The following is a 12,915-nucleotide window of genomic DNA, read 5'->3' as shown; positions in this document are numbered from 1 at the left end:
AAAGGAAGGCCCGGAAGATCGTCTCTTCCGGGCCTTTCCAAACTCATGCGCGCGGTTCAGTCCATCTCCAGCCAGACCGGCTTGTGGTCGGAGGCGATGCAGGCCATGTCGGTCCAACCGCGCTTGAGCCGCGGCGTCAGCGTGGCGCTCGCGAAGATATAGTCGAGATATTGCCGCACTTCGGGCTTGCCGGGCTCTTCCCAGGAGTAATCGTCCGGCTGGCGCGCGCCGAGAAAGGCAAGCGAGTCTACCGGCGTCGTCGCCCGCGGCGTGCGGCCGTAATAGGGATCGATGCGGCCCGCCATGGCGATATAGTCAGGCGTTTCCGGCATCATGTTGAAATCGCCGAGGATCAGGTAATCGTCGGTATGCGGCAGATCCGGGAAGCCGAATTCGCCGCCGCCCGTAACCCCGCCCCCTTCGACGCCGTGAAGCACAGCGCTGTCTTTGAGATAAGCAATTTGGCGGATGCGCTCGTCGGGATCACGATGATCGAGATGGGTGGAATAGATGCGTATCGGCCCGCCGGGCGCGTCGATCAAGGCTTCGAGCGCCGCCCGCTGCAGATTGAGCTCGCCATAGGTGCGGCTGCGCGGCAGAAGCAGGTTGCGCAGCGACAGGATCGGGTAGCGCGACAGCACCATATTGCCGAATTGCAGCCGTCCGCTCGGCGCCCCGGCGGCGCCGACGGGGCGATAATCGACGTCAGCGCCGGGACCAAAGGCCTGGTGAAAGTCGGAAAGCAGCTCCATGAGCCGCGCCGGCATGTCGAGAAAGGCGTTTTTCGGTAGATTGCGGGTCACTTCCTGGAAGCCGATGATGTCGGCGTCCCGCACGACCTCGGCGATGCGGTCGAGGTCGCAGACGCCGTCGAGACCGAAACCATATTGGATGTTAAAGCTGACGACTTTCATGATATTCTTTGACCTTTCCGGCTTAGCCGCTATATCGAACACGCGCGGCGGCCAGAGAGCAAGCCCAAGACAAGAAGAACGGCGAAAAGATGAAGTTTCTCGACCAGTGCAAAATCTATGTCCGAGCCGGTGACGGCGGCGGCGGCTCCGTTTCCTTTCGGCGCGAGAAATTCATCGAATTCGGCGGACCCGACGGCGGCGACGGCGGTCGCGGCGGCGATATCTGGATCGAGACGGTCAACGGCCTCAACACGCTGATCGACTATCGCTACCAGCAGCATTTCAAGGCCGAGACGGGCGTGCACGGCATGGGCCGCAATCGCCATGGCGCCAAAGGGTCGAGCGTCACGCTCAAGGTGCCGGCGGGCACGCAGGTCTTTGAAGAGGACGGCGAAACGCTGATCTGCGACCTGACCGAAGTCGGCCAGAAATACCGCCTCGCCAAGGGCGGCAATGGCGGTTTCGGCAACGCCTATTTCAAGAGCTCCACCAATCAGGCGCCCGATTGGGCCAATCCCGGCCAGGCCGGCGAGGAAAAGACGCTCTGGCTGCGCCTGAAGCTGATCGCCGACGCCGGTCTCGTCGGCCTTCCCAATGCCGGCAAGTCGACCTTCCTGGCGACCTGCACCCGCGCCCGCCCGAAGATCGCCAATTACCCCTTCACCACGCTGCATCCCAATCTCGGCGTCGCCACGGTGGACGGCAAGGAATATGTGCTGGCCGACATTCCCGGCCTGATCGAAGGCGCGCATGAGGGCATCGGCCTCGGCGACCGCTTCCTCGGCCATGTCGAGCGCACCCGCGTGCTGCTGCATCTCGTCTCCGCCCAGGAAGAGAATGCCGGCAAGGCCTACAAGACCGTCAAGGCCGAACTCGACGCCTATGGCGCAGGCCTCGGCGAAAAGCACGAGATCGTGGCGCTGTCGCAAATCGACACGGTCGACGCCGAAGAGCTGAAAAAGAAGAAGGCGTCGCTGAAGCGCGCCTGCGGCCAGACGCCCTTCGCCATCTCCGCCGTCAGCGGCAAGGGCATGCCCGAAGTGCTCCGCGAATTGGCGCGGATCATCGAGACCAGCAAGGCCGAGGACCCCGACCTGCCCAAGGCCGAAAGCGCGATCGACTGGAAGCGCAAGGAAAAGATGGCGCCGATGGCCGACGAAGACGACGAGGACTTTGACGACTATGACGACGAATGAGCGACTCGGGCTCGAAGACTGCCGCCGCATCGTTATCAAGATCGGCTCCGCGCTGCTGGTGGACCGCAAGACGGGCCTGAAAAAGGCCTGGCTCGAGGCGATGTGCGACGATATCGCCCAATTGGCCGCCAAGGGCGTCGAAGTGCTGGTCGTGTCCTCCGGCGCGATCGCCATGGGCCGCACCGTGCTCGATCTGCCCTCGGGCGCGCTGAAGCTCGAAGAGAGCCAAGCCGCCGCCGCCGTCGGGCAGATTTCGCTCGCCCGCGCCTGGTCGGAAAGCCTGTCGCGTCACGACATCGTCGCCGGCCAGATCCTGCTCACGCTGGGAGACACCGAAGAGCGTCGCCGCTACCTCAACGCCCGCGCCACGATCTCGCAGCTGATGAAGCTGAAGGCCATTCCCGTCATCAACGAGAACGACACGGTCGCGACCAGCGAAATCCGCTATGGCGACAATGACCGGCTCGCCGCCCGCGTCGCCACCATGGTCGGCGCCGACATGCTGGTGCTGCTCTCCGATATCGACGGCCTTTACACGGCGCCGCCGCATCTCGATCCCGAAGCGCGCTTCCTCGATTTCATTCCGGCCATCACGCCCGAGATCGAGGCCATGGCGGGCGGCGCGGCCTCCGAACTCTCGCGCGGCGGCATGCGCACCAAGATCGACGCCGGCAAGATCGCGACGTCTGCGGGCTGTGCGATGATCATCGCCTCCGGCAAGGTCTATAATCCCCTCGCCTCCATCGCCAAGGGCGTCCGCCACAGCTTGTTCGCCCCCTCGCCCGAGCCCGTCACCGCCCGCAAGACCTGGATCGCCGGGCAGTTGTTGCCGGCCGGCCGCCTCGTCATCGACGAGGGCGCCGAGCGCGCGCTGCACACCGGCAAGAGCCTGCTGCCCGCCGGCGTCCGCGACATCGAGGGCGACTTCTCGCGCGGCGACACGGTGGCGATCCTCTCGCTCGACGGCCGCGAAATCGCCCGCGGCCTCGCCGGCTACGACGCGCAGGAAGCCCGGCAGATCGCCGGCAAGAAATCCGCCGAGATCGCCGATATTCTCGGCTATTCCGGCCGCGCCGCCATGGTCCATCGCGACGACATGGTGATGACGGCCACTCGCCAAACCCGGAGCAAGACGAAGGACAAGATCGATGCTTGACATGGCCAAGGACGATATCAAGACACTGATGCTGGAAATCGGCGCCCGCGCCCGCGCCGCCAGCCAGCCATTGTCGATCGTGCCTTCGCCAGCCAAGAACGAAGCCCTTCTCGCCATGGCTGACGCGATCCTCGCGCAGAAGGCCGACATCCTCGCCGCGAACGCGCTCGATCTCGACGCCGCCCAGGCAAACGGCATGGCCGAGTCCTTTGTCGACCGCCTGCTGCTCAACGACGCCCGCATCGACGCCATCGCCCAGGGCATTCGCGAGATCGCGGCGCTCCCCGACCCGGTCGGCGACGTCATCGCCGAATGGGACCGGCCGAACGGCCTGCATATCGAGCGCGTCCGCACGCCGCTCGGCGTCATCGGCGTCATCTATGAGAGCCGTCCCAATGTGACCGCCGACGCCGGCGCGCTGTGCCTCAAGGCCGGCAACGCCGTGATCCTGCGCGGCGGCTCGGACTCCATTCATTCCTCCTCGGCCATCCATGCCTGCCTGGTCGCGGGCCTGAAATCCGCCGGCCTGCCCGAACATGCGATCCAATATGTGCCGATCGCCGACCGCGCCGCTGTCGGCGAAATGCTGTCGGGCCTCAATGGCGCGATCGACGTGATCGTGCCGCGCGGCGGCAAATCTCTGGTCGCCCGCGTCCAGTCTGAAGCCCGAGTGCCGGTCTTCGCCCATCTCGAAGGCGTCAACCACATCTATGTCGACGCGACGTCGGATGTGGAGATGGCCAAGAACCTGGTCGTCAATTCCAAGCTCCGCCGCACCGGCGTCTGCGGCTCGGCCGAAACGCTTCTGGTCGACAGCGCCGCCCTCGGCACGCATCTGATGCCGATCCTCGAAGCGCTGACCCATGCCGGCTGCGAGATCCGCGCCTCGGCGACCGTGCTCAAGGTCTTCCCGGCCTTCAAGCCGGCCACCGACGAGGACTGGTCAACCGAATATCTCGACGCGATCATTTCGGTCGCCGTGGTCGACGGCGTCGGCGGCGCGATCGCGCATATCAACCGCTACTCCTCGCACCACACCGAGGCGATCATTTCGGAAGACGCAGACGCCGTGGCGCGTTTCTTCAACGAGATCGATTCCGCCATCCTGCTGCACAACGCCTCGACGCAATTCGCCGATGGCGGCGAATTCGGCATGGGCGCGGAAATCGGCATCGCCACCGGCAAGATGCATGCGCGCGGTCCCGTCGGCGTCGAGCAGCTGACCTCGTTCAAATATCGCGTCCGCGGCAGCGGCCAGATCAGGCTCTGACGCCTGTGGATGCGGAAGAGATCGGACGACGTCATCTGATCATGCCGCATGTCGAGCCCGGCATGCTGGTGGGCCTGTTCGGCGGATCCTTCAATCCGCCGCATCAGGGACACCAGCTCGTGGCCGACATCGCGCTGCGGCGACTCGGCCTCGACCAGCTCTGGTGGATGGTCACCCCGGCAATCCGCTCAAATCCCGCCGGGTCCTCGCGCCGCTCGCCGAACGCCTCGACCTCTCCGAAGCCATGGCGCATGACCCCCGCATCCGCGTCACCGCCTTCGAGAAGAGCCTGAATTCGAGCTATACGGCCGAGGTGCTGGCGCGGGTGAAGGCGCGCAATCCCGCCGTCCGCTTCGTCTGGATCATGGGCGCCGACAATCTCCGCGATTTCCACCGCTGGCAGAACTGGCGCAAGATCGCCATGACCTTCCCCATCGCCGTCATCGATCGGCCCGGCGCCACGCTCGCTTTCCTCTCCTCCGTCATGGCCAAGACCTTCGACTATGCCCGCGTCGACGAGCATGACGCGAGCACCCTCGGCAGCCTCTCCGCCCCCGCCTGGACCTTCATCCATGGCCCGCGCTCCCGGCTGAGCTCGACCGCCATCCGCTCCGCCGGTCGCGACCGGCAGGCCTGATTTACCGAAGCTTAGGGCCTCGGCGCTACAACCGTCTCATCGCCCGCGACATCGGAGGGACTATGACGGTCGAACTCAGCATCGCCGTGCCGGTCTATAATGAAGAGGACATGCTGGTCCTCTTCCTCCAGACCGTGACCCCCATCCTCGAAAGCGTCACCGCCGATTACGAGATCGTTTTCGTCAATGACGGCAGCCGCGACGCGACGCTGGACATTCTCACCCTCGCCCGCGCTCGTGATCCCCGCATCAAGGTCGTCGACCTCTCGCGCAATTTCGGCAAGGAGGCGGCGCTCACGGCCGCCCTCGCCTTCTGTTCGGGCCGCGCCGTCATCCCCATGGATGTCGACCTGCAAGACCCGCCGGGCCTGATCCCGGTCATGGTCGAGAAGTGGCGCGAAGGTTTCGACGTCGTTCTCGCCCGCCGCGCCGATCGCAGCTCCGACGCAATGCTCAAGCGCTGGACGTCGAGCCTGTTCTACAAGACCATCGGCCGGCTGAGCGACATCGACATCCCCGCCGACGCCGGCGATTTCAGGCTGATGGACCGCCGCGTGGTCGACGCGCTCGGCGCACTGCCCGAACGCGCCCGTTTCATGAAGGGCCTGTTCGCCTGGCTTGGCTATCGTCAGGCCACCGTCGATTATGTCAGGCCCGCTCGCGCCGCCGGCAGTTCGAAATGGAAGCCTCTGGCGCTCTGGCGTCTCGGTCTCGAAGGCATCGTCTCCTTTTCGTCGGTTCCCCTGAAACTCTGGAGCTATATCGGCCTCGCCTGCGCCTTGGCGGGGTTCCTCTATGGCGCCTATCTCATCGGCCGCGTCCTGCTTCTCGGCGTCGACGTTCCCGGTTATGCATCGCTTGCGAGCTTCATTCTGTTCTTCAACGGCCTCGTGCTCACCGGTCTCGGCGTGGTCGGCGAATATGTCGCCCGCATCTTCATCGAAGTGAAGGGACGGCCGCTGTTCCTGGTCCGTGAGACCTGGGGGCTCGAAGCCGCCCAGGCGATGCAGCCGCCGGAGCGCGCTGCCCGGCCGGAAAGCCTGGCCGCCCGCCGCGCGTGACGATGCCCGAGACGTCGAGAAACGACGAGGCGCCAACCGGCGCCGCGGGCGCGGTCATGGCCATATTCCTCACCGCCACGCTGGCGATGGTCCCCGCCATTGTGTTCGGCGCGTTGCGGAGCGGCGTCGACAGCATCTTTCACGCCCGCTGGCAGGAGGCCTTCGCCCGACAATTCTGGGCGGGCGACCTCTATCCCCGCTGGCTGATGGACCTGAATGACGGCTTCGGCAGTCCGGCTTTCTTCCTCTATCCGCCGCTCGGCCATGTCGTGACGGCGCTTCTGCATCCCCTCTTTCCAGACCCCTCGATGATCGCGCTTAAGCTCGGCCTCTCCGCCTGGCTCGCCCTGCTCGCCTCCGGCATCGCCTGCCTCTTCTGGCTGCGCCGCGCCTTTCCCGAGGCGCCACGGGCGGCGCTGGCCGGCGCGATTGTCTATCTCCTCGCGCCCTATCATCTCTATATCGACGTCTATCAGCGCGGCGCCTTCGCAGAAGTCTGGGCTTTCGTCTGGCCTCCCCTGACGCTGATGATGCTGACCGCGCCGGATCGCCTGCGCGGCAGGACGATCGCTGTGACGGCGCTGACGCTCGCCGGATTGTTCACCACCCATGCGCCTTCCATCCTGATCGCTGGCCCCGCCTATGGTCTCTATGCTCTGATCCTCGATCTGAAGGACCGACGCCCGATCAGGCTGACGACGCTGGCTCTGTCGACGCTGCTCGGCCTTCTCCTCGCCGGCGGCTATCTCGGCACGGCGCTCACCCATTCCGTCTATATCGACACCGCGGCCCTGTTTTCCGGCCGCAACCTCGCCAGCAACTGGCTTCTCGGCGGCGCGGCCTGGCCCGATCCGGGCATCGAATTCTATGTGCATGTTGCGAGCGCCCTCACCTTCGGACCGGGACTGCTTATTGCGACCGTTGCTCTGGCGCGTTCCCGTACGGCTGCTCGGATACAGGCGGTCGTCGCCCTCGCCTTCCTGCTGCCGGCGCTCGTCCTGATGAGCGTCCTGAGCCGGCCGATTTGGGAGCTGCATCTGCCGCTCGACCGGGTCCAATTTCCCTGGCGGTTCCTGCTGCTCGCCACGATCGGATTGTCGCTCGCCGTAACGGCTGCCGCGGCGGGGGCGAGACCCCGGCTCTCGCGGGTTCTGCCCTTTGCCGTGATCATCGTCGGCCTGCTGGTCAATATCGGATTCACGCTCCTGCCCGAGCGCCTGCCCGCTTCCATCGACCCCGAGTCTATCACCAGAGCGAGCCCCGGGGATGACAGCTGGGATGCGCCGGAATATCGGCCGGCCTCGCCTGTGGAGGTGCAAGGCCTTTTCGCGCCCGGTGAGAGGGTTCGGCTGATTGAAGGCGAGGGAAAGGTCGTGGTGCGGGACTGGTCGCCGCGCCGCATTCGGCTGGCGTTCGATCTCAAGTCGGAGGGCGTTGTCGCCATTCGGCAGTTCGCCTATCCCGGCTGGAGGGCTTCGGCCGGCGGATTGGTCGAGGGAACGAAGGTTCTGCAGATCGCGGCGCCGGCGGGTCGAAGCGAGGTCGAGCTTCGACTAGAGCCATTGCTGGCCGAACGGATGGGCTGGTGGGCGAGCCTGTGCGGCTTGCTGATTCTCGCCTTCATCCGGATCGCGCCGCGCCTCATGGCGAAGCGCCGCCTTTGATCAGTTCTCGATGCGCCGGGCTTCCGATTCGAGCATGATCGGCACGCCGTCGCGGATCGGAAACGCGAGCTTGGCTTTCTCCGAGATCAGTTCGTTGCGCTCACGATCATAGGTCAGGCCGCCCTTGGTGACCGGGCAGACGAGCAGCTCCAGCATTTTCGGATCTGGGCGGGCGAGGTCGAGATCGGTCATTAGACGCTCACTGCAGCGTGCGGGCGGCGTCGCCGAAGGCTTTGGCGAGCACGATTTCGGTCATGGCGACCAGCGTTTCGGCGCGCGTCTTGAGGTCGGGGGCTTCGAGCAGCGCCTGCTTTTCGCGCGGGCCGAACGGCGCCATCATCGACAGCGAATTGACCAGCGTGCGGTTCGAGGTCTTGCCGACGGCCTCCCAATCGACTTCCAACTTGTTTGCGTCGAGATAATTGCGGAAGGCGGAGAGGAGCGCGTCCCGATCCACCGTCGGATCGTCGTCGGGCTCGATGAGATCGCTGACGAACGGCTTGATGGCGAAGCGGCGAAACGGGCAATGGCCCTGCGGCAACTCATTGAGCAGCCGCACCCGGCAGATGCCGGAGACATCGATGACATAGCGGCCGTCGCCGGTTTCGCCGAAGGTGGTGATCCGGCCAATCGTGCCGACCTTGCAGAGCTCGGGATTGCCGGCCGGACTTTCATCGGTCTCGGTGAACACCGGTTGGGCGACGCCGATCAGCCGGTTATGCTTCAAGGCGTCGTCGATCATGGCGAGATAGCGCGGCTCGAACACGTTGAGCGGCAAATGCGCTCCCGACAGAAGCAAGACGCCCGACAACGGAAAAATCGGAATGCTCTCTGGCAGATCCGCCTCGGTCAGATAACGCGCATTGCCAACCTGCATCGACCAACCTCTCTCGCAATTCGACAAGGATATGGGGGCGTCCGCCCCCGTTCAAGCCAATGGATCAGGAGAACAGGATCGAGGACAATTTCCGCCGCGCCGCGATGGTGGCGGGATCCTTGAAGCCCCAGACATCGAAAAACTGCAGCAACTGGCGGCGGGCGCCGTCGTCGTCGTAAGCGCGGTCCTTCTTCATGATGTAGAACAGATGTTCGGCGGCGCCGTCGCGATCGCCCTCGACATTGAGGATCTTGGCGAGCTTCATGCGGGCGTCATGATGATCGGGATTGAGCGACAGCTCATGTTCGAGCGCGCGCGGATCGCCGAGCTTGCGGGCTTCCTCGATCTGGGCGAGCTTGGCGAGCAGCGGCGCCACGGCGGCGTCGGTCTTCTTCTCTTCGGGGAGGCTCGCGAGCAGATCGCGGGCGCGCTCCCACTGGCCGGCCGCAATCATGCAATTGGCCATGCCGGCCAACGCCTTGAGATTGTCGGGATCGGCCTGCAGCACCGCGCCGAACATGTCGGCTGCGCCGCCGAGATCGCCTTCGGCGAGCGCCGCCTCGGCTTCGGCCAGGACCGCTTCGATCTCGGCCGCCTCGTCCATCGGGCCCGCGCCGGGACCGGCGATCTTGTCGATGAAGGCCCGAACCTGTGTCTCGGGCAGCGCACCCATGAAACCGTCGACCGGGCGGCCATCGACGAAGGCGACGACGGCCGGAATCGACTGGATGCCGAGCTGGCCCGGGATGGCGGGATGGTCATCTATGTTGAGCTTGACGAGCTTGACCTTGCCGCCGGCCTCGTTGACGACCTTTTCGATCACCGGCGTCAGCTGACGGCAAGGGCCGCACCAGGGCGCCCAGAAATCCACCAGCACCGGTTGCCGCGTCGATTCTTCCATCACGTCGCGACCGAAGGCCTGCGTGGTCGTGTCCTTCACATGCGCAGATGCGCCGCCATTGGTCTTGGATGCGGGCTGGCCGCCCAGACCGCCGAAGGGATTGCTGAAACCCGTCATTCTCGTCACTCCGATTTTTCCGCCCTGATGTCGTGGGTCAGACGGTCACTTTCAAGATATGGGCCGTATGTCCGGTCGCTTCGATGAAGCGGATCAGATCGTCGCGGCCGATCGAAGTCGTGGCGTCGTTTCTGAGCGGGTGGCAATTGATGATGTCATTCTTCATCAGTTCTTCGTCGAGCACAATCGTCACATTTCGCCCTGTGTCGTTGATCACGCCGAAAGCGGTGACCGAGCCGGGAACGACCCCCAAGAATTCCATGAGTTTTTCCGGCTTGCCGAAGGAAAATTTCGACGCGCCGCCGACGATCTGATGCACCGTCTTGAGATCGACCGTCGCGTGCTCCTCGACCGTCAGCAGGAAATACTGGTCCTTCTTGTCCTTCAGGAACAGGTTTTTGGTGTGGCCGCCGGGAATCTCGTCGCGCAGCGCCGCCGATTCGGCCACGGTGAAGACGGCCGGATGGGTTTTCGTCCGATGGCGCGCCCCGAGCTGATCGAGAAATGCGAACAGATCCTCATCGGTTTTCGGCTGGGCGTCGGCCATTCTTCTTCTCCTTGCTGACTCGATCCGGAGCCGAGTGATACGCTGCTTCCGCGCCGGGAGCAATGGCGGCGGCGACGGCGGACTGCTCAATTTCCGACGTGATTTCAAAGACATGTCATTTTTCTTCTCTTTGCTGTCATTTCCCTGTTGCAATCTCCGGAGCCTTGGGCGATATAGCGCCCGTCGCCGCCGGATGGCAGCGGCTCACGGTTCCAACCTACCCCAGGAACGTGAATGATGAGCGGGTGTAGCTCAGGGGTAGAGCACAACCTTGCCAAGGTTGGGGTCGAGGGTTCGAATCCCTTCGCCCGCTCCAATTTCTCCCGGACTATGAAATTCTTGTTGTTGCCGCGCGATTGTTACGCGCAAGGCCCGCTTCGCTTGCCGGCCAGCGTTCGCGCACGGCTCGCAAAACAATCCACAGGCTTGATTTTTTTCGCCAAAAACCTGTTGCATTTCATCTCCGGCTGGGGCATATCGCCCTCGTCGACGGCTTCGGCGACACCCGGTCCACACTACCCCAGGGCCGCGGGTTTTGAGCGGGTGTAGCTCAGGGGTAGAGCACAACCTTGCCAAGGTTGGGGTCGAGGGTTCGAATCCCTTCGCCCGCTCCAGTTTTCTCCAAGACGATGGAACATGCCAATTCGCTCCGCAGCGTCTGTTCGCCCGGAATTATACGTCATTGTCTGGCTTCGCCCATAAGGGCTCGGCCGGGGCGCGAAGAACGCCTCGTTAAGTTAGTTTAGTATGACGCTCGTCGCGCCCCGCATTCGGCGGTTTGTGCCTCGAACTTGACGCTCGTCGCCGCAGGTCGAGCCTGCGGGTAATCCGCCTCTAAAGCGGGCCTTACTGTAACATCCCTTTCGAGACGCCACCCTGGGGGACGCTTTCACGCCAAGTCCCCAGTCTTCGGGGGTCGTCGTTTCTCGAAGCCCCGGAGAAAGGGATGCACGTCGTCCCCCTTCCCCCAGCGCCGGCCCCATCTCGCCGCGACGCCTCGCGGTGTAGCCGATGATGGGACGAGATGAGAATAAAGGGCGGTGAGATGGTGGGGGATGAAAATATTTTCGGTGAGGATGATTTTTTTGAGAAGACCCTCCCCCACCCCTCCCACAAGGGGAGGGGCTTAATCTGGGGCTGCCGCCGTCGCGCCACAGATCAGCGCTGCGGACGAGAGGTCGCTTGGGTTTTGGAGGGTGAGGCAGCGCAAGCCCCTCCCCTTGTGGGGAGGGGTTGGGGAGGGGTTTTCCCCTCTCCGCCGTCATCCTCGGCCTTGTGTCGAGGATCTAAGCCTTCAACAATATCAATACGTTGCAGATGCACGAGACAGGCCCGACCATGAGGGAGAGGAATGTTCGGATGCGACGGTCGACCGCATGCAGGGCCCTTCATCCGGCTGCCGCAAGCCTCCACGTAGAGCGGGGAGACCGGACGGTGAAGCGCTGACAGCGTCATATACACCTGTTGGGGGCCGGTAGAATGCTCGCCACAGTCAGGTCGCGACTTCCGCCTTGCCGCAATAGTTCCGGTAGAGCGTGGCGATGAGATCGCGGGCGACATCGCTTTCGATGCGATACCAGATGGTCTGGCCGTCGCGGCGAGCGGCGATGATGCGGTCCCGGCGCAGCAGCGCCAGATGCTGGGACACGGTGGAATCGCGGATGCCGAGAAACTCCGCCAATTGCCCGACCGAATGCTCGCCGTCCGAAAGGCGGCACAGGATCAGTAGCCGGTAACGGTTGGACAGGGACTTCAGCAGCTCGCTCGCCTGTTCGGCGCCTGCTTTCATGGCTTCGGCGTCAATCTTCATAGTTACGAACATAATGCAGGTATCGCGCCTTTGCAAGACGCCCGCCGCCACGCTTCAGACATGGACATTGCCATGGGCGAGTTCGGCGTCCTCGTCCGGCGTGAAATAGGCGATGAAGATCAGCACCGCGTAAAAGGCGAGGACGATCGGCGCCACCACTTCCCCGGGGGCCGGGCCGAGGCTGGCGCTCTTGGCCGCCGCATAGGCCATATGCCAGAGATCGGACGGTCCCTGCCGGGCGGCGAGCTCTGGCGTGGTGATCTTGAGAATCCAGGCGAGCAGCAGGATGCCGAACACGTAAATATAGTTGCGCCTCAGGCGGCGGGAAAAGGCGACACGCTGGCTGATGAGGAAATGCGGCGTGCGCAGCGTTTCTCCGAGAATGAGCAGCCAGTTGGAGGCGAAATCCGGCTGCGGCGAGAAGATCTGCGCGAAGTAATGCCGCTCGAACTGGCGAACCCGGGCGCGGTAGACGTCGAAGAAGCGGTAGCGGCGCGCCTCGATCCACAGCAGCAGCAGATTGATGAGCATGGCGAACAGCAGCACGCCGTGATGGGCGGCCGGCGTCGACAGCGACACCGACAACATGGCGGCCGCCGCCGTCAGCGCCCAGTTCGTGGTGCGGTCCAACCGATCGCGCCAGCCGGCCATGCGGGCGATTTCGGCGCGGTGATAATGCGCCATCGTGTTGACCCGCTCGGACGAGGTGAGCGGCGTGGGCTGCACGCTGGCGCCCGGATGCGCGGCGGTGTCTGACATCCCGAC

The 12,915-nt window shown here is 64.2% G+C and carries 11 protein-coding genes, 2 tRNA genes and 2 pseudogenes; 8 read left to right on the top strand and 7 right to left on the bottom strand.

Annotated elements, in window-relative coordinates; genetic code table 11:
• Positions 1-56: 56 nt before the first annotated feature.
• Positions 57-914 carry an endonuclease/exonuclease/phosphatase family protein gene (locus H2O14_RS16965; RefSeq protein ID WP_182828571.1) on the bottom strand — a complete coding sequence of 286 codons (858 nt, stop codon included), beginning with the start codon at positions 912-914 and terminating at the stop codon, positions 57-59.
• A gap of 89 nt (positions 915-1,003) precedes the next feature.
• Here H2O14_RS16965 and obgE point away from each other — a divergent pair.
• The 6 genes and pseudogenes from obgE to H2O14_RS16935 all read left to right on the top strand — a co-directional run.
• Positions 1,004-1,985, top strand: a pseudogene (gene obgE, locus H2O14_RS16960) (GTPase ObgE); the annotation flags it as partial.
• A gap of 111 nt (positions 1,986-2,096) precedes the next feature.
• On the top strand, positions 2,097-3,266 hold the full coding sequence (proB, locus tag H2O14_RS16955) for a glutamate 5-kinase (protein WP_182828569.1): 1,170 nt from the start codon (positions 2,097-2,099) through the stop codon (positions 3,264-3,266).
• On the top strand, positions 3,259-4,536 hold the full coding sequence (locus H2O14_RS16950; protein ID WP_182828568.1) for a glutamate-5-semialdehyde dehydrogenase: 1,278 nt from the start codon (positions 3,259-3,261) through the stop codon (positions 4,534-4,536). Before proB ends, H2O14_RS16950 begins: the two co-directional genes overlap by 8 nt.
• Positions 4,537-4,577: 41 nt before the next feature.
• Positions 4,578-5,173 (top strand): annotated as a pseudogene (locus H2O14_RS16945) (nicotinate-nucleotide adenylyltransferase).
• A 62-nt stretch (positions 5,174-5,235) separates the two neighbouring features.
• Entirely contained in the window at positions 5,236-6,234 is a 999-nt protein-coding gene (locus tag H2O14_RS16940) for a glycosyltransferase family 2 protein (RefSeq protein ID WP_182828567.1), read from the top strand.
• Positions 6,235-6,290: 56 nt separating this feature from the next.
• Complete coding sequence (locus H2O14_RS16935) at positions 6,291-7,898, top strand: hypothetical protein (RefSeq protein WP_182828566.1); 1,608 nt, start codon at positions 6,291-6,293, stop codon at positions 7,896-7,898.
• Here H2O14_RS16935 and H2O14_RS16930 read toward each other — a convergent pair whose 3' ends face one another.
• The 4 genes from H2O14_RS16930 to H2O14_RS16915 form a co-directional block, all read right to left on the bottom strand.
• The gene (locus H2O14_RS16930) at positions 7,899-8,090 is read right to left on the bottom strand and encodes a Trm112 family protein (protein ID WP_182828565.1); all 192 of its coding nucleotides are present in this window, start codon (positions 8,088-8,090) and stop codon (positions 7,899-7,901) included.
• Positions 8,091-8,097: 7 nt separating this feature from the next.
• Entirely contained in the window at positions 8,098-8,775 is a 678-nt protein-coding gene (locus tag H2O14_RS16925; protein ID WP_182828564.1) for an LON peptidase substrate-binding domain-containing protein, read from the bottom strand.
• A 64-nt stretch (positions 8,776-8,839) separates the two neighbouring features.
• Positions 8,840-9,793, bottom strand: a complete 954-nt coding sequence (gene trxA / locus H2O14_RS16920) for a thioredoxin (RefSeq protein WP_182829416.1) — start codon at positions 9,791-9,793, stop codon at positions 8,840-8,842.
• A gap of 37 nt (positions 9,794-9,830) precedes the next feature.
• A complete protein-coding gene (locus H2O14_RS16915) occupies positions 9,831-10,340 on the bottom strand; it encodes a prolyl-tRNA synthetase associated domain-containing protein (RefSeq protein ID WP_182828563.1) in 510 nt (169 codons plus the stop codon).
• Positions 10,341-10,581: 241 nt separating this feature from the next.
• On the opposite strand from H2O14_RS16915, the gene H2O14_RS16910 reads away from it, so the two are divergent.
• Both H2O14_RS16910 and H2O14_RS16905 read left to right on the top strand, forming a co-directional pair.
• Positions 10,582-10,656 (top strand) — tRNA-Gly (locus H2O14_RS16910).
• A 223-nt stretch (positions 10,657-10,879) separates the two neighbouring features.
• A tRNA-Gly gene (locus tag H2O14_RS16905) sits at positions 10,880-10,954 on the top strand.
• Positions 10,955-11,832: 878 nt separating this feature from the next.
• On the opposite strand, the gene H2O14_RS16900 is transcribed toward H2O14_RS16905, so the two are convergent.
• Both H2O14_RS16900 and H2O14_RS16895 read right to left on the bottom strand, forming a co-directional pair.
• Entirely contained in the window at positions 11,833-12,150 is a 318-nt protein-coding gene (locus tag H2O14_RS16900; protein ID WP_210275467.1) for an ArsR/SmtB family transcription factor, read from the bottom strand.
• A 54-nt stretch (positions 12,151-12,204) separates the two neighbouring features.
• Positions 12,205-12,909, bottom strand: coding sequence for a DUF2270 domain-containing protein (locus H2O14_RS16895; protein WP_182828561.1), 705 nt, complete (start codon positions 12,907-12,909; stop codon positions 12,205-12,207).
• Positions 12,910-12,915: the final 6 nt, after the last annotated feature.

Origin of the sequence: Rhizobium sp. G21 (assembly GCF_014158035.1) — a bacterium.
GTDB lineage: Bacteria > Pseudomonadota > Alphaproteobacteria > Rhizobiales > Rhizobiaceae > Rhizobium_E.
The sequence above is the reverse complement of the archived record's forward strand: the minus strand, read 5'-3'. Positions and strand labels throughout refer to the sequence as shown.